This window comes from Aquabacterium sp. UBA2148 (assembly GCF_002328915.1).
Classification (GTDB): domain Bacteria; phylum Pseudomonadota; class Gammaproteobacteria; order Burkholderiales; family Burkholderiaceae_C; genus Aquabacterium; species Aquabacterium parvum.
In genome coordinates this window covers 6875-23222 of record NZ_DCXA01000019.1, presented here as the reverse complement: position 1 = coordinate 23222, position 16348 = coordinate 6875, and the positions used below count along the sequence as shown (strand labels likewise).

Genomic DNA, 16348 nt, shown 5'->3' with positions numbered 1-16348 from the left:
CCTGGCACCCGCCTCGTTCACTTCTGCGAGTGGTTCTACGGCACGCCCCACAGCGACACCAACTTCGACCCCGAGTTCCCCACCTCTTTCGACGGCCTGGCCAAGCTGCGCACCTGGAATGCGCTGCACACCCTCAACCTCGAACACTGCGACGTGGGCGTGAGCCCCACCGAGTGGCAACGCAGCCGCCACCCCAGCACCTACCTGAACAAAATCCAGCTGGCGCACGAAGGCATCGACACCGACCTGCTGGCCCCCGTTGCGCATGCAGAGCTGACGCTGCCCTCGGGCACCACCATCCGCAAGGGCGACCCCGTCATCACCTACGTCGCGCGCAACCTCGAGCCCTATCGCGGCTTTCACAACTTCATGCGCGCACTTGAAAAGGTGCAGAAGGCCCACCCAACGTGCCAGACCCTCATCGTGGGTGGCGACGACGTGAGCTACGGCGGGCAGCCCAAAGACGCCAAGAACTGGCGCGAGAAGATGCTCGCCGAAGTGCAGCTTGACCCACAACGCACCCACTTCCTGGGCAAGCTGCGCTACGACGCCTATTGCAAGGTGCTGCAGGTGTCTGCCGCCCACGTCTACCTCACCTACCCCTTCGTGCTGTCGTGGTCGATGCTAGAGGCCATGGCCTCGGGCTGCCTGCTCATCGGCTCGCGCACCGGGCCTGTGCAGGAGGTCATCGAAGACGGCGTCAACGGCTTACTGGTGGACTTCTTCGACACCGGCGCGATGGCCGACCGCATTGTCGAAAGCCTGGAGCGCCAGGCCGCCCTGCAACCCTTGCGCGATGCCGCAAGGCAAACGGTGATCAACCGCTACAGCCTCAAAGACGGTGAACAGCGCTTTCGCAGCTTGCTGAGCGATCACGGCTGATGCCACCGCGCTCGCCGTAACATCCAGCCCGCAACCCACCCCAATGGGTGGGGCAGGCCCGCATGTCGAGGCCACCGCGACCGCCTAAGATCCAAACAGGAGACCCACCCCCGATGTCATCGCACACCCAAGCACACCCGACCCAAGCCACGCCGCGTCGCCTCCTCTGCGTCGCCATCACCGCCCTGCTGCTCGCTGGCTGCGAAAGCGCCCCCAAGGCCCCCGAACTGCCTTCCGTGCCCGCGATGGTGGAGGTCGACCGGGTCGATGCCGACAGCGACGTCACCGACCGCGTGGGCCAGGCGGCCATCACCCCGCTGAGCGACCTCAACGTGGTGCAAGAAAAGATCCCCGAGGTGCTGCGCCACGCCAAGAAGGTGGGCCCCTACGCGGCCCCCGAGAAGTTGGAATGCGCGGTCGTTCAGGATGAAATCAACCGCCTGACCGCCGTGCTCGGCCCGGACATCGACGACCCCAACACCAAGGGCAAACTCAGCCTGCTGGACCGGGGCACCGACGCCGCCGAAGACTACGGCGTGGGCTTCGTGCGCCGCACGGTCGAGGGCATGGTCCCCTTCCGCAGCTGGGTGCGCAAGCTCACCGGCGCAGAAAAGCACAGCAAGGAAGTCGCCGCATCGATCATCGCCGGTGGCGTTCGACGGGCCTACCTCAAGGGCATTCGCCTGGGCATGGCTTGCCCGGTGGCCGTTCAAGCGGCGGCGGCCAAGAAGGCCGCTGAATTGCCCGCATCGGCGCCTTCCGCTGCTTCTGCGGCCGCTGCGGCCTCTGCTGCGGCGCAGTAGCCGCCAAACGCTTCCAGTTGCACCCAAGCGCGTCAAATCGCACCAAATTGCACCAATACGGCAATCTGCCGTACACTCCCTTCGAGGAGATTCGCCATGCCATCCAGCCCCCTGACGGCCCGACTCGAAGCACGCATCAGCACCGACCTGCACGGCCTGCTCAAGCGCGCCGCAGAACTTCAGGGCCGCACCATGACCGATTTTGTGGTGTCGGCGGTTCAAGACGCCGCACAGCGCGCCATCGAACAAGCCGAGGTCATCCGCCTGTCGATGGCCGATCAACAGTGCTTTGCCGATGCGCTGCTGTCGCCCCCCAAGCCTCAACCCGCGTTGAAACGGGCCCTCACCCGCCGCAGCAAGCTCTTGCTCACTGAAGAAGAATGAACCGCGCGCCATTTCGATTGGCGCTGCTGGATGCCTCGCACGACCGATCGAGCTTCGACAGCGGCGCGCGCGCCCTGGATCGCTACTTCAAAGAGCAAGTCACCCAAGACGTGCGCCGCCGCGTGGCGAGCTGCTTCGTGGCACTGACCGAAGATCAGCGCATCGCCGGCTTCTACACCCTGGCGTCTGCCAGCGTGCCTTTGACCGAGCTGACGCCTGAGGCCATCAAGAAGCTGCCCCGTTACCGAGTTGTGCCCACGGTGCGCATGGGTCGGCTGGCAGTTGACCAAGCGTTCAAAGGACAGGGCTTGGGCGGCGCCTTGCTGGGCGATGCCCTCACGCGGGCGGCGCGCTCGGAGATCGCGGCCTACGCCTTGGTGGTCGATGCCAAAGACGAACCTGCGGCGGCGTTTTACCGCCATCACGGCTTCATCGCGCTGCCTGAAACACCCTTGACGCTGTTTCTGCCGCTGGCCACCGTGCCCATCAAGTCACAGGGCCCCGCTTGAGAAAAAGCCCGGTTGGAGGATGAACGTTTCAGCCACGAACGCACACACAAGGGCCAGAGCAGGCCACCTCAATTGACGATCACCTCATCCAACTGCTGAGCCAAGCCCTTACCCTCTGCTGACTTAATCACCCAGGCAAAGCAAGCACGCCCCCCGCTGTTGGCCGCCCAGACCTTGCCCACTTGAGACTTCTCTATTTCCTTGGGCAAGTTCTGCAGGTGAGCCCCCTTGTACTCAACCACCAAGATGCGGCCATCGACCAGTTCGCACACGAAGTCTGGATAGAAGCGCCCGCTTGAGGTGGGCAGCCAGAAACCGGCCACAGGGTCAGAATCCAGGTTGCGCACCCATCGCTTGACCTGCGGGTGCTCGTCAATGGCCAATGCACATCGCCACTCTTCGCCGCCGTCCTCCAAATCCGCTGGCACGGGGTAGTAGTGCTTGCTGAACTTGAACTTGCCGCGATACAGCTTGTTGGTCGGGACGGGGTAGCGGTTCGGCTCAAAGGTGAAGCCAATCTGCGAAGACGTTTCCATGACCCACCCGCCATCCAGCACCAACTGCGTGAACGAAGCCTTGGAAGCCTTGTCACGCAGCTCAGCAATGCGAACAGCCAGCTTCTGCATGAGTGGGTACTGGTGACGCGCCAGTTGCGCCAAGGGCAGGCGTTGCTCGTTGACCAGATGCCTGATGGCTGCCAAGACAAATGCACGCAGGTGTGCAGGCAAGACGTCGCGAGCGGCGTTGCGTGAGGGGTGCTGCAGTTCAGCTGCCAGCCAACGCGTCAGGTCGGCCTCGGTGATCGTGGTGCCCACGGCATCCAACGGCAGTTGCTGTGCATCACCCTTGCCAACGCGCAAGCGAGCACCGTCAAGGTAGACCTCCCACAAGGTACCCTGCTCCACCATCTGGAACCCAGGCAAGGCCATCGGCTCAGCCAGAAGATTAAGCTCCAACTCTTCGGTGACCGACTCACGCTCAAGCAACTGCAACTCACCCTGAGCACCACCCAAGCGATACCCCAGGCGCGGCACCACGGCAAATGATTCGCCACAATTGCTGGGCGCCAGAGCCCCCTGAACCACCGCGTTGTGCCGCTCGATGCTTTGACCCAGTTGCTCCTTTTGCTTGCCGCGCACCATGGACACGAGCGCATCGGCCACGGCACTGGGCACCTCACCCTTCCACTGGATGCGTTGACGTGCGCCATCGGTGCTGACACTGGCCAGGCCCTGCGTCACGGCCTCTTGCACAGGGTCAGGCAAGGTCTTGTCAGCGGGCACATCCACTTGCAGAGAGGGCAGCTGCGGTGTCGTGGCAAACAAGGGACCATGGTCTTGGGTACCAGCGCCACCTTGCAGGCCCAAAGGCAACTGGGGCGCGATCATAGCGGACATGTCAAGCGGGTCAAAACCCATGCCATCGATCAGCCGATCCGCCAAGGCATTGGCGGCCAAGCCGGTGTCGGATTCCGTGACATGCGCGTAGGCCTTGTTCAAGGCTGGACGGCTGCGCTTGCGGGCATACGGCATGCGCAGCACCCGGCCGAGCAACTGCTCGATGGCAGCGGCCGACCTGATGGACTGCACCGAGCACAAGATGTAGGCAAACGGGCAATCCCATCCTTCACGCAACGCCTGTACGGTGATGATGTAACGCACCGCGCAATCCCGGGCGGACAGGTTCAGGCCCTCCAGCTCACGCTGCGTGCCTGTCGCCACCTTGATCTGGCCCTCAGGGATGTGCAACTGCTCGATCAAATGCTGACGCAAAACGTCGGTGTTGACCGGATCGGTGCTGTTTTGCGCCTGCAGCAGCACGATGGGGCGGATGTAGTCGCCCGTGACGGCTTCTTCCTGCTGCGCCTCGGCCTCCAGCAGGCGCTGGTTTTGCACGGCATCGAACACCGCAGCCTGCCACCCGCGAGTGTGCTCGATCAAGGCAATGGGCATCTTGATCATGTCTTCGGCCTGCAACTGCTGAGCCGAAACATGGAACAGCACGTTGGTGCGCTTGGGCACGGGCGTGGCGGTCAGCTCCAGGATCAGGGTCGGGTTCAGGCGCTTGAGGGCTTCGAAGCTGCGTTCCGTCTTGGTGTTGTGGGCCTCGTCCACGATCACATAGGGCTCGTGCAGGGCCAACCAGTTGGCCAGGCTCCAACGCGGCTGCCCCACGAAACGGGCCAGCATCTCACGCCCAGCCTTGGCGCTGGCAACGTCTTCGGCCGTCACCACGGCATCGGGCAACTCACCCAGCTTGTCCACGCGAGCCGCTTCAGCACCCCTGAAATGCGCCTCAAACTTTTCGCTGAAGGCATAGACGTTGCGCTGATCGGTGTCTTCAACACGAAAGCTCTGGATGGTGGCAACCACCACCACCGCCCGCTGCGCATAGTCCTGCGGCGACAGCACGGCCAACTCATCGAGGTCGCACACGCTGACGGCCTCGCCCACGCCCTGCACCAACGACTCACGAAACGGGTGCCCAGGGGTGCGCAAGGCAGCCAGCGTCTGGCTGCGGATGGGGTCGGACGGCACCAACCACAGCACCAGTGGCTTGGCCAGCCCCGTGGGCCATTCACGCGCCATGCGCCCAATGGCGTCAGCCCCCATCAGCGTCTTGCCGCCGCCCGTGGGAATGCGCAAACACACGCAGGGCGTTTCGCCAAATGGCTCTGTGTTGTAGCCATAGCTTGTGAGTGACTCGAAGGCACTGCGGGCACCGCTGATGCGTGCCGCCTGCAGGTAGGTGTCCAGCGCACCGAGGGCCTGCTTTTGGTATTGCTTGAGTTCGAGAATGGGCATGGCTTGAACGTAATGATGGGGTCAGCGCGGCACGGCGTGGGGCAGTTGCTTGAACACGATGCCCTCGGCCTTGAGGCGTGCGTCGCCCAGGCGGCAGGCCTCGCCGTAAATCACCTTGGGGCCAGCATGGCCGCACAGAGATCTGAGCGCGTCGAGCACGGCGCTGGTCAACACGTTGCCGCTGGCGGGGCGACGGTCGCCCAGGATGCCGTTGAACAGCAGGTAGTAGGCCGCGCCTTCATGCACGCCCAGCATGGGCATGGGGCCACTGGCCGCTTGCGCGGGCAAAGCGGTACCGGTTTCGCGCATCCAGACGAACGCGGCCAGATCGGCGAAGCGCACGTCGGGATGGATGTCTCCCTGCTCGTCAAACAGCGGGGCGCCCAGTTGCAGCAACTGAAAGCCGCCACCGCCTTGCCAGTTGACGGCGGCACTGATGCCGCCTTGCTCACCCTCGATCACTTTCTGCAATCGGGGCACACAGTGCGTGATGGCGTGGTCGCCCATCTCGACGCCGATCCAGCGACGACCCATTTTGTGGGCGACGGCGGCGGTGGTGCCGCTGCCGAGGAAGCTGTCGAGGACGATGTCGCCGGGATTGGATGCGATGTGGATGATTCGCTGCATCAGGGCCTCGGGCTTGGGCGTTTCAAACGCAGCTTTCTCACCAAAAAGTAGCTCGATCTCTCTTGCAGCGTGCTGATTGAGGCCAACATCGTCCCAAATCGAGGGCGCAGTCATGCCAGGCTTTGCTTCGCTCTTGAAGAGCTTTCGCATAGGGGTTCCAGCTTTTCCGTCCTTGCCCCAGAAGTAGCGGCGATCTTTGACCATCGCCTCCATTACGTCTCGGCTGTAAACCCAGCAGCGCCCCTTTCGAGGAAAGACTTGCTCACCCGTAAAAGGGTTGGTTACGGGATAGGTCAAGCTCTCAACATGACGGCCCCCCTTGGCATTTCCTGTCGAATCGACCTTACGAAATGGCCCGCGCTCATCAAAGCCAAAAGGCTCTTCAAAAATCTGGTATTGCGCGTCAGCCTTCTCTGTGCGCTGCATTAGGTTGAACATCTCCTCGGCTGAAGTTTTTGCAGTACGCCCTTGCCCTTTGGAGTAGACAAGCAAATGATCATGCACGGGACCGATACGTCGGTCGTTGGGTGCGCCATCACGTCGCTTCCACGTAATGTCCGCAATGAAGCACTGCCGCCCAAAGACTTCGTCCGCCATAACTTTGAAGTAGTGCGCTTCTGCATCGTCCAGCGTGACCCAAATCGACCCATCCTCGCTCAGCAATTCCCGCAACACCTGCAAGCGCGGCAGCATCATGCTCAACCACTGGCTGTGCTCGAGGTTGTCGTCGTAGTGCTCGAACGCACTTTTGGTGTTGTAGGGCGGGTCAATGAAGATGCACTTCACACGCCCTCGGCAGAAGGGCAACAGGGCCTTGAGCGCCTGCAGGTTGTCACCCTGAATCAGCAGGTTGTTGCGGGCGGCAACGGCGTCGCCAAACACATGGCCTGTCGCATGCGGGCGCAGCACATGGGTCGGTGTGCGGGTGGCCACCTGGAAGGCGGCCTGGCGGTCTAGCCAATCGAGGGTGGGCACGTGTCAGGCCTTGGTCTGGATGTCGTAACGGGCTTTGAGCTTGGTCAGTGGGTGGGCCCAAGGCAGGCGCTCGCGGTGCTGCAATTGGCCCACCACGATGCCCGGGTGCAGTTCGACCTTGGCAGCCCAGGCCTTTACACTGGCCTCGGTGAGGGGCAACGCTGTGAGCTCGTTTGCCAGTGCAGGCGGCACCAGCACGTCGGTGGCAAAGCGGTTGGCCTCCAGCTCGTCTGGCGAGGTGGTGTGCTCACCCGATGAGGCATCGTCAAGGTACACGGCACGGCGCGACTGGTGCTTCAACACATGCCCGATCTCATGAAAGAAGCTGAACCAGAAGGTGTCATTCCACTTGCCCAACAAGGACAGCTGAACCAAGGGGTGGCCATGCAACCAGCGCACCACGCCTGACACATGTGTGCCCTGCAGCGCGGGCACGAACACCAACACCACACCGGCCTGCGCGCACAAGCGCGTCAGCTCACGCCCGATGGTGGCGGCATCGGCCACCGTCAATGCGCGCATGTGAGGCAAGGCGGCTTCCAGCTTGGCGGCATCAAAGGGTGGCACTTCACGGCCTTGTGCCTTGATCTCGCCCATGCGCAACCAAGCCGTGATGGCGGCCACATCGGTTTGTGCCGCGGGCCGGGCGCGGCGGAACTGCGCCTGCAGTTGGTCGTACTGCGCAGCCCACCCTTCGGGTGAAGCCACACCAAAGAAGCTCAGCATGGGCTCGACCAGCGACTCGACAAAGCCGGCCGTCAAGCGCCCCGACGGCAAAACGCCTGCCGCCTGCATGCCCTTGAGCGGGAAGGTCTTGAGCCAGGGCACGGCGTCTTTGTTCGCGTGCTGGGCACGAACCCGCGCCAGGTACTCGCGGTAGTGCGCCTCGCGGGCCAGCCAGAAATGCGCAGGCACCTGAAGCACGCGCTCCAGTTCAATGGCCGTGTCTTCGGTGATTTCCTTCTTGCCCGCCAAGATTTCGTTGATGGCCTGCGCAGGCCGCCCCAAACGGCGCGACAGTTCGGCCTGGGACAAGTCACGCTCGTCCATCAGATCACGCAAGGTATCTCCAGGCGGAGACACCTCGGCGGGCTGGTATCGCAATGCTTCTTCAATCATGGTAGTCCACCACTTCGGTCACGGTCACTTGGTCAATCTGCGACCAATCGAGGCCGCCGTCTTCTTTGCTGGGGGGCGGCTGACGCGTGGGGCGCACGATCAGCCTCAGGCTCTTGTTGACTCGGCAAGAGAAATGTCCAGCGCGGTCACCTGCAAGTTCTTCCCAGCGGCCGGGCAGTTGGCGCATGTCATCCATGGACTTGGCCGCCATCAGGTCGTCAAGGCGCGACTTGATGTTCTTCGCAGCAGGGTCACCCCACCTGCGCTGGCGCTCAGATGCGTTTTCACAGGCGCGCTTGAGCCTGGCCTCCGCAAAACTCACTTCCATGATTTTATTCACCTTTGGGGTGAATACTATATCAGAGAACGGGCAAAGAAAAAGCCGGGCACTGCCCGGCTTTTTTAGTGAAGAAAGTACCAGCGGGAGCTGTCACTCCACCGCCTTGACCATGTCCTCGACCACCTTCTTGGCGTCGCCGAACACCATCATGGTCTTGTCCATGTAGAACAGCTCGTTGTCCAGGCCGGCATAGCCGCTGGCCATCGAACGCTTGTTCACGATCACGGTCTTGGCCTTGTAGGCCTCCAGGATCGGCATGCCGTAGATCGGCGAGCCCTTGACGTGCGCAGCCGGGTTCACCACGTCGTTGGCACCCAGGATGATGGCCACGTCGGCCTGGCCGAACTCGCCGTTGATGTCTTCCATCTCGAAGACCTGGTCGTAGGGCACTTCGGCCTCGGCCAGCAGCACGTTCATGTGACCGGGCATGCGGCCCGCCACCGGGTGGATGGCGTACTTGACGTTGATGCCCTTCTCGGTGAGCTTGTGAGCCAGTTCCTTGACCGCGTGCTGAGCACGGGCCACGGCCAGGCCGTAACCCGGCACGATCACCACGGTCTCGGCGTTGCCCAGCACGAAGGCGGCGTCGTCGGCCGAGCCGCTCTTGACGCTGCGCTGCTGCTGCGCGCCACCCGTGGCGGCAGCACCTGCGTCACCACCGAAGCCACCCAGGATCACGTTGAAGAACGAGCGGTTCATCGCCTTGCACATGATGTACGAGAGGATGGCACCGGACGAGCCCACCAGCGAGCCCGCGACGATCAGCATCGAGTTGTTCAGCGAGAAGCCGATGCCGGCCGCGGCCCAGCCCGAGTAGCTGTTGAGCATCGACACCACCACGGGCATGTCTGCGCCGCCGATGGGGATGATGATCAGCACGCCCAGCACGAAGCTCAGGGCGATCAGCGCGACGAACACATCCATGCGCTGCGTGGCCATGAACACGCCGATCAGGCCGATGAGGGCCAGGCCCAGCACCAGGTTCAGCATGTGCTGACCAGCGAAGTTCACCGGCGCGCCCTGGAACAGGCGGAACTTGTACTTGCCGCTGAGCTTGCCGAAGGCGATGACCGAACCCGAGAAGGTGATGGCACCGATGGCGGCACCCAGGGCCAGCTCCAGCAGGTTACCCACCGGAATTTGAGCCACCGAGCCGTCTGCCGGCTTGGCGACGATCTGGAAGGCGTAAGGCTCGGCGACCACGGCCACGGCGATGAACACCGCGGCCAGGCCGATCATGCTGTGCATGAAGGCCACCAGCTCGGGCATCTTGGTCATCTCGACGCGCTTGGCCATGATGGCGCCAGCGCCGCCGCCGATCACCAGCGCGCCCAGCACGTAGGCGAGGCCTTCACCGAAGTTCAGCGCCAGGGCTTGCGCCTCGCCATGGATCAGGCCGATGGTGGTGAGCACGGCAATGGTCATGCCGGTCATGCCGAAGACGTTGCCACGGATGGACGTCGTCGGGTGGCTGAGGCCCTTGAGCGCCTGGATGAAAAACACCGAGGCGACGAGGTACAGCAGTGCGATGAGGTTCATGCTCATTTACTTGGCTCCTGCCTTCTTGTCCTTCTTCTTGAACATCTCGAGCATGCGCCGGGTGACCAGGAAGCCGCCAAAGACGTTCACCGCGGCCAGCGCCACGGCCAGCACGCCCATGGTCTTGCCCAGCGGGGTCACCGTCAGCGCGGCGGCCAGCATGGCGCCCACGATGACGATGGCGGACACGGCATTGGTGACAGCCATCAGCGGCGTGTGCAGAGCGGGGGTCACCGTCCAGACCACGTGGTAGCCAACGTAGATGGCCAGCACGAAGATGGTCAGGTTGATGACGACGTGCGAGATCGCTTCCATCGTTGTCTCCTGGGATCTTGAAAAAGGGGGGTCAGTCGAACTTGCGGACTTCCTTGATGGCGTTGCCCTCGTCGAGCAGCACCACCTTGGGCTTGTAGCCAGCGACTTCGCCCTCGGTCATGGGCGCATAGGTGCAGATGATCAGCAGGTCACCGACGTGGGCCTTGCGGGCCGCTGCGCCGTTGAGCGAGATGACACCCGAGCCACGCGGCGCCTTGATGACGTAGGTGGAGAAGCGTTCGCCGTTGTTGATGTTGTAGAGCTCGATGTACTCGAACTCCTTCATGTCGGCGGCGTCCAGCAGGTCTTCATCGATCCCGCAGGAGCCCTCGTAGTTCAGATCGGCCTCGGTCACCGTGGCACGGTGAAGCTTGGCTCGCAGCATGACGCGTTGCATGGGGTACTCCTACAGTGATCAGGCCCGCAGTAACTGACCGTCACGGCACATCAGGCAGGCCTTGACGATGTCGTCTTCGAGGTCGACGTGGAACTGGCCTTCCTTGTTGAAGACCAGTTTCAAAAAGTCCAGCACGTTGCGGGCATACAGTGCGGACGCGTCGGCGGCCACCAGGGCCGGCAGGTTGGTTTCACCGACCAGGGTCACGCCGTGCTTGACGACGGTCTTGCCGGCTTCGGTCAGAGGGCAGTTGCCACCGGCTGGCGCAGCCAGGTCAACGATGACCGAGCCAGGCTTCATGGCCTTGACCATGTCCTCGGTGACCAGCACCGGGGCGGCGCGACCGGGTATCAGGGCGGTGGTGATGACGATGTCGGCCTGGGCCACGCGCTTGGCCACTTCGACCTTCTGGCGGTCGAGCCAGGACTGCGGCATCGGGCGGGCGTAACCGCCCACGCCTTCGGCGGCTTCCTTTTCTTCGGCCGTTTCATACGGCACGTCGATGAACTTGGCGCCCAGCGACTCGACCTGCTCCTTCACCGAAGGACGCACGTCAGACGCTTCGATGACCGCGCCCAGGCGCTTGGCCGTGGCAATGGCCTGCAGCCCTGCCACGCCCACGCCCAGGATCACCACGCGGGCGGCCTTGACGGTGCCGGCGGCGGTCATGAGCATCGGGAAGATGCGCTGGTACTTGTCGGCGGCGATCATGACGGCCTTGTAGCCCGCCAGGTTGGCCTGCGAGGACAGCACGTCCATGCTCTGGGCACGGGTGGTGCGCGGCGCGGCTTCCAGGGCGAAGGCGGTCAGCTTGGCGTCGGTCAGGCCTTGCAGGCCGTCCTTGTCGAACGGGTTGAGCATGCCAACCAGCGCGGCGCCGGGCTTCATGAGGGCGCGTTCGTCGGCGTTCGGCGAGCGCACCTTGAGCACCATGTCGGCACCGAAAGCGCCGGCCAGGTCGGTGATCTCGGCACCGGCGGCCACGTAGGCCTCATCGGTGACGCTGGCGGCGACGCCTGCGCCCGATTGCACGCGCAGGGTGTGACCCTGGGCCTTGAGCTTCTTGACGGTTTCCGGGGTCACGGCAACGCGGGTTTCGCCCGCGAAGGTTTCCTGGGGTATGCCGATGAGCATACGTGTCTCCTGCTGGTGAGGCGCCGGGCCCTGTCCCCCTCACATGATTGTGAAGAAAGGTGAACCCGACGGGAATGAATGGTGCCAAACCCACCAGCATACACAAAGACGGCGACTTTCCTGGGGAGGGACATGATGCCAAGGGCCCGTTTTGCGTCGCGAGGGCACCCCACCCCCCGCGAATTGATGACAAACGTTGTCAATTTTGGCCAGCACAGGGCCTGCGCCCACCGTTCCCCCAAGCGGGTCACCCACACGTCACGCCATTGGGGGATAATGCCGGGCTCATGAACTCCGCCGATCTGCTCGCCGTCACGGTACCGCCTGGCCAACCCGCCGCCCCCAAGGTGCGCTGGAAGCCCAACGTCACCGTCGCCGCGCTCATCGAGCGTGACGGCCGCTTCCTGCTGGTCGAAGAGGACACCTCGGACGGCCTGCTGCTGAACAACCCCGCTGGTCACCTGGACCCGGGCGAGTCGCCCATCCAGGGCGTCATCCGCGAGACGCTGGAAGAGACCGCCTGCCAGTTCACCCCAGAGGGTTTCCTGGGCATGTACATGTCCCGCTTTCGGCGCACACGCACCGGCGAGGACATCACCTATTTGCGCCTGGCCTTTTTCGGCTCGGTGAGCGAGCCCGACCTGTCCTTGCAACTCGACGAAGGCATCGTGCGCGCTGTGTGGATGACGGCCGACGAGATCCGCGCCTGCCCGGAGCGCCACCGCAGCCCGCTGGTGCTGGAGTGCCTGGAGAGCTACCTGGCCGGCCAGCGCTACCCGCTGGAGCTGCTCACCGTTCACGAGAGCGTGTTCTCGGCGCCCAGCCACCACCGCGCCGCCTGAGATCGGCTGGCCCCGGTTCTCGCCGCGGCCCCCCTGACTGCCCCCGCACCCCATGTCCATCCGTCCCCAACGTGTCGTCGTCGGCCTCAGTGGCGGGGTGGATTCGGCCGTCACGGCCTGGCTGCTCAAGCAACAGGGCCACGAGGTCATCGGCATCTTCATGAAGAACTGGGAAGACGACGACGACAGCGAGTTCTGCTCGTCGCGCCAGGACTTCCTGGACGCCGCCTCGGTGGCCGACGTCATCGGCATCGAGATCGAGCACGTGAACTTCGCGGCCGACTACAAGGACCGCGTCTTCGCCGAGTTCCTGCGCGAGTACCAGACCGGGCGCACGCCCAACCCCGACGTGCTGTGCAACGCGGAGATCAAGTTCAAGGCCTTCCTGGACCACGCCATGCGCCTGGGCGCCGAGAAGATCGCCACCGGGCACTACGCGCGGGTGCGTGGCGTGGCCGATGAAGCCTTCGAAGGTGGCCAGCGCTTCGAGCTGCTCAAGGGCCTGGACCCTTTGAAAGACCAGAGCTACTTCCTGCACCGCCTGAACCAGGCGCAGCTGTCCAAGACGATGTTTCCGGTGGGCGAGCTGCCCAAGACCGAGGTGCGCCGCATCGCAAGCGAGATCAAGCTGCCCAACGCCCGCAAGAAGGACTCGACGGGCATTTGCTTCATCGGCGAGCGGCCCTTTCGCGAGTTCCTCAACCGCTACCTGAGCAACACGCCCGGCCCCATCAAGGACGACAAGGGCCGCAAGCTGGGTGAACACGTGGGCCTGAGCTTCTACACGCTGGGCCAGCGCAAGGGCATCGGCATCGGCGGCGTCAAGGAAAAGGGCGCACCGCGCGGTGGTGGTGAACACGACCCATGGTTCGTGGCTCGCAAAGACCTTGAAAAGAACACGCTGTACGTCGTGCAAGGCCACGACCACCCCTGGCTGCAGCAGCACACGCTGGTAGCCGACGACCTGAGCTGGGTCGATGGGCGGGGCCCGGCGGTGGGCTTGCAGCCGATGGCCGCCAAAACGCGTTATCGCCAGTCCGATGCAGCCTGCGAGGTCACGGGCGCAAGCGCGCAAACGCTGGCCCTGCGATTCCCCGAAGCGCAATGGGCCGTCACGCCCGGCCAGTCGGCCGTGCTCTACCAGGGCGATGTCTGCCTGGGTGGCGGCGTGATCGCCAGCGCAGGCTGAGGCACACGGCCCAGACGCAGCCCGGCCCTGGGCGCGCAGCCCGGTCAATGCGATCGATGCAACGGCCGCCATGACATGCTGCAACAATTTCCCGCTGGACGTCACTCGGCAATTCTGACAACTTGAACGCTGCGGAGCGTGCGTGCAGCTCGCTTCCTGCACCTCCGATCTGGCGCTGGCCATGTCGGTTGAACCAGGTCCAACGCAGCGGAGAAAACCAAGATGCCAGGGACGCGCAAGCTCGGCCGATCGGCCGTGTCAAAGGGTGCATGGGTGTTGCTGTTTTTGGCGGGAGGCGCGATGGCCGCCACCTTGCTGATCCGAGGCAGCGGCAACACCACGCCCACCCTGCCCCCAGCCACCACCGTGATCGGATCGACCCCGGTTGGGCCAGGCGTCCCAGGCGTGCCGACCTCCCCCACGCCTGGCGACCCCAACGAATCTCTCCCCGGCCTGGACACCCGGCCGCCCAACGCCACCTGCCACGCACCGGAGCGCCCTGTCGAGCAGGCCAGCGTTTCCTTGAGCAGGGCCATCTCGAACGTGGGCTTTGGCGCGGTGGGCATGGCCCGCGCGCCCAACGACCCCAGCAAGTGGTACCTGGTCGACCGCGCAGGCGTGATCAAACGCTTCAGCCGACAAGGTGGCTCGTTCAGCGCTGCCGGCGACTTCGTGGACCTGCGCGATCGGGTCCAGACCGCGGTCCAAGGCAACCAGGGGGAGATGGGCTTGCTCAGCATGGTCATGCACCCGAACTTCGCTGCCAACGCTCAGGTCTACGTTTACTACAGCGGGGCCAGTGCCAGCGGCACGGCCACCGAGGGGCGCATCTCCAGGTTCATCAGCCGCGACAACGGGCTCACGCTGGACAAGGATTCCGAAGAGGTGCTCATCCGGGTGCCCCGGACGTCGGCGCTGCACTGGGGCGGCTCGCTGCAGTTCGGCCCGGACGGCTTTCTTTACGCGGCCTTCGGTGACGGACGGCAACACACCGCCGTGCAAGACCTGAGCAGCCTGCTGGGCAAGATGATCCGCATCGATGTCAGCCCGGCGACGGGCTACGCCGTGCCACCGAGCAACCCTTTCGTGTCCCGAGCAGGAGCCAGGCCGGAGATCTTCGCCCTGGGCTTTCGCAACCCCTGGGGCTGGACCATCGACCGCGTGAGCGGCGACATCTGGGTGGGCGATGTCGGTGAGGGCGCGTTCGAGGAGGTCAACCGGGTGGTCAAGGGCAGCAACCACGGATGGCCCATCCTGGAGGGCAACCAGTGCACCAATTGGGTCGCTTGTGTGCGCACTGGCCTGTCCGAAGCCGCCCTCGTGTACGAGCACGACGACAGCGGCGCCGGCAACGCGGTCATCGGCGGCTTCGTGTACCACGGCGACGCCATCCCCGACCTCAAAGGTCGGTTCGTGTTCGCCGACGTCTCGGGCAAGGTCTACGCGCTCAAGCAAACCGAGAGCGGGCAACACCTGCGGCAGCAACTGGCGCAGGTCACCGGCTACCCGACCATTTTTGATCGTGACGAAAAGGACGAGTTGTTCCTGTCCGTGGGCTGGTCCTTGCTGGCGATCGGCCCCTCCGGAGTGCGTGAGCCCTCTTCCTTGCCCGCGCGCTTGTCGCAAACCGGCTGCTTCGATGCGCAACGCGACTGGCAACCTGCGTCGGGTGTGCTGCCCTTCGAGGTCAATTCGCCGCTGTGGTCCGACGGCGCCAGCAAGGAGCGCTTCCTGGCATTGCCCGATGGCAAGCAGATCCACATCGAGGCCAACGGCGACTGGACGCTGCCCATCGGCTCGGTTTTGATCAAGCATTTCCGCCTGGGGGGGCGACTGATCGAGACCCGCTTCCTGGTGCGGCACACCGATGGCGACTGGAGCGGCTACACCTACGAGTGGGCCGAAGACCAGAGCGACGCGCACCTGCTGGAGTCAGCCAAGGTCAAGCAATTCGGCACCCAGACCTGGCACTACCCGAGTCGGGCGCAGTGCATGGCTTGTCACACCGAGGTGGCGGGGCGCTCGCTGGGGCTGGAGACGGGCCAACTCAACCGCACGGCGAGTTATCAAACCACGGGCCGCATGGCCAACCAGTTGAGCACGCTCAACCACATCGGCCTGTTCGACGCGCCCCTGACCGAGGCACCGGCCTTCCTGGCAGCGCTGCCGAACCCCGGCGACAGATCGAAGGCACTGGACGCTCGGGCGCGCTCCTACCTGCACGCCAACTGCGCCATGTGTCACCAGCCTGGCGGGCCAGGTCGTGGGCCGGAAGACTTCCGCTTCACCACGCCCGCAGCAGCCATGGGCGCCATCGGTGTCGAACCCACGCAGACCAACTTCGGCGTCGAGGGCGCCAAGCTCATCACGCCAGGCCGCCCTGATCTGTCCATCGTCAGCCTGCGCACCCACATGCTGGAGACCGGTCGCATGCCACCACTGGGCCGCAACCTGGTGGACGAGGCGGGTGTGGCCCTGCTGGACCAGTG

The 16348-nt window shown here is 64.1% G+C and carries 15 protein-coding genes; 7 read left to right on the top strand and 8 right to left on the bottom strand.

Features of this window, described 5'->3' with window-relative positions; all coding sequences use genetic code 11:
* The 4 genes from B2W70_RS01040 to B2W70_RS01025 form a co-directional block, all read left to right on the top strand.
* The coding region (locus tag B2W70_RS01040) for a glycosyltransferase (protein WP_286742082.1) at positions 1-882 on the top strand (882 nt) is incomplete at its 5' end.
* 113 nt (positions 883-995) lie between these two features.
* A complete protein-coding gene (locus B2W70_RS01035) occupies positions 996-1685 on the top strand; it encodes a hypothetical protein (protein ID WP_286742080.1) in 690 nt (229 codons plus the stop codon).
* A gap of 96 nt (positions 1686-1781) precedes the next feature.
* Positions 1782-2069 (top strand): DUF1778 domain-containing protein, encoded by a 288-nt coding sequence (locus B2W70_RS01030; RefSeq protein ID WP_058086301.1) that lies wholly within the window; start codon positions 1782-1784, stop codon positions 2067-2069.
* Positions 2066-2578: a GNAT family N-acetyltransferase gene (locus tag B2W70_RS01025; RefSeq protein ID WP_286742079.1), complete on the top strand. Its 513-nt coding sequence runs from the start codon at positions 2066-2068 to the stop codon at positions 2576-2578. Before B2W70_RS01030 ends, B2W70_RS01025 begins: the two co-directional genes overlap by 4 nt.
* 68 nt (positions 2579-2646) lie before the next feature.
* On the opposite strand, the gene B2W70_RS01020 is transcribed toward B2W70_RS01025, so the two are convergent.
* From B2W70_RS01020 to B2W70_RS00985, 8 genes are all read right to left on the bottom strand, one after another.
* The gene (locus B2W70_RS01020; RefSeq protein WP_286742078.1) at positions 2647-5382 is read right to left on the bottom strand and encodes a DEAD/DEAH box helicase; all 2736 of its coding nucleotides are present in this window, start codon (positions 5380-5382) and stop codon (positions 2647-2649) included.
* Between the two features lie 21 nt (positions 5383-5403).
* Positions 5404-6984 (bottom strand): site-specific DNA-methyltransferase, encoded by a 1581-nt coding sequence (locus tag B2W70_RS01015; protein WP_286742077.1) that lies wholly within the window; start codon positions 6982-6984, stop codon positions 5404-5406.
* A gap of 3 nt (positions 6985-6987) precedes the next feature.
* On the bottom strand, positions 6988-8103 hold the full coding sequence (locus B2W70_RS01010; RefSeq protein WP_286742076.1) for a helix-turn-helix domain-containing protein: 1116 nt from the start codon (positions 8101-8103) through the stop codon (positions 6988-6990).
* Complete coding sequence (locus tag B2W70_RS01005) at positions 8096-8443, bottom strand: type II toxin-antitoxin system RelE/ParE family toxin (RefSeq protein WP_286742074.1); 348 nt, start codon at positions 8441-8443, stop codon at positions 8096-8098. The genes B2W70_RS01010 and B2W70_RS01005 overlap by 8 nt, the downstream gene beginning before the upstream one ends.
* Before the next feature lie 90 nt (positions 8444-8533).
* Positions 8534-9988: an NAD(P)(+) transhydrogenase (Re/Si-specific) subunit beta gene (locus tag B2W70_RS01000; protein WP_286742072.1), complete on the bottom strand. Its 1455-nt coding sequence runs from the start codon at positions 9986-9988 to the stop codon at positions 8534-8536.
* A complete protein-coding gene (locus B2W70_RS00995) occupies positions 9989-10297 on the bottom strand; it encodes an NAD(P) transhydrogenase subunit alpha (protein ID WP_058086304.1) in 309 nt (102 codons plus the stop codon). It lies immediately after the preceding gene.
* Between the two features lie 31 nt (positions 10298-10328).
* Entirely contained in the window at positions 10329-10694 is a 366-nt protein-coding gene (gene panD, locus B2W70_RS00990) for an aspartate 1-decarboxylase (RefSeq protein ID WP_058086305.1), read from the bottom strand.
* 18 nt (positions 10695-10712) lie between these two features.
* Positions 10713-11828, bottom strand: coding sequence for a Re/Si-specific NAD(P)(+) transhydrogenase subunit alpha (locus B2W70_RS00985; protein ID WP_286742071.1), 1116 nt, complete (start codon positions 11826-11828; stop codon positions 10713-10715).
* 287 nt (positions 11829-12115) lie between these two features.
* Between B2W70_RS00985 and B2W70_RS00980 the strand changes: the two genes are divergently transcribed.
* The 3 genes from B2W70_RS00980 to B2W70_RS00970 all read left to right on the top strand — a co-directional run.
* Positions 12116-12670 (top strand): NUDIX hydrolase, encoded by a 555-nt coding sequence (locus B2W70_RS00980; protein WP_286742070.1) that lies wholly within the window; start codon positions 12116-12118, stop codon positions 12668-12670.
* A gap of 52 nt (positions 12671-12722) precedes the next feature.
* Positions 12723-13859 (top strand): tRNA 2-thiouridine(34) synthase MnmA, encoded by a 1137-nt coding sequence (mnmA, locus tag B2W70_RS00975; protein ID WP_286742069.1) that lies wholly within the window; start codon positions 12723-12725, stop codon positions 13857-13859.
* A gap of 300 nt (positions 13860-14159) precedes the next feature.
* Positions 14160-16348, top strand: a 2189-nt coding sequence (locus B2W70_RS00970; protein WP_286742068.1) for a PQQ-dependent sugar dehydrogenase, incomplete at its 3' end; no start/stop codon positions are given.

Excerpts from the sequence above, each read along its gene's own strand:
- B2W70_RS01035 (WP_286742080.1), top strand. The coding sequence starts at position 996 with ATGTCATCGCACACCCAAGCACACCCGACCCAAGCCACGCCGCGTCGC.
- B2W70_RS01030 (WP_058086301.1), top strand. The coding sequence starts at position 1,782 with ATGCCATCCAGCCCCCTGACGGCCCGACTCGAAGCACGCATCAGCACC.
- B2W70_RS01025 (WP_286742079.1), top strand. The coding sequence starts at position 2,066 with ATGAACCGCGCGCCATTTCGATTGGCGCTGCTGGATGCCTCGCACGAC.
- B2W70_RS01020 (WP_286742078.1), bottom strand. The coding sequence starts at position 5,382 with ATGCCCATTCTCGAACTCAAGCAATACCAAAAGCAGGCCCTCGGTGCG.
- B2W70_RS01010 (WP_286742076.1), bottom strand. The coding sequence starts at position 8,103 with ATGATTGAAGAAGCATTGCGATACCAGCCCGCCGAGGTGTCTCCGCCT.
- B2W70_RS01000 (WP_286742072.1), bottom strand. The coding sequence starts at position 9,988 with ATGAGCATGAACCTCATCGCACTGCTGTACCTCGTCGCCTCGGTGTTT.
- B2W70_RS00995 (WP_058086304.1), bottom strand. The coding sequence starts at position 10,297 with ATGGAAGCGATCTCGCACGTCGTCATCAACCTGACCATCTTCGTGCTG.
- panD (WP_058086305.1), bottom strand. The coding sequence starts at position 10,694 with ATGCAACGCGTCATGCTGCGAGCCAAGCTTCACCGTGCCACGGTGACC.
- B2W70_RS00985 (WP_286742071.1), bottom strand. The coding sequence starts at position 11,828 with ATGCTCATCGGCATACCCCAGGAAACCTTCGCGGGCGAAACCCGCGTT.
- B2W70_RS00980 (WP_286742070.1), top strand. The coding sequence starts at position 12,116 with ATGAACTCCGCCGATCTGCTCGCCGTCACGGTACCGCCTGGCCAACCC.
- mnmA (WP_286742069.1), top strand. The coding sequence starts at position 12,723 with ATGTCCATCCGTCCCCAACGTGTCGTCGTCGGCCTCAGTGGCGGGGTG.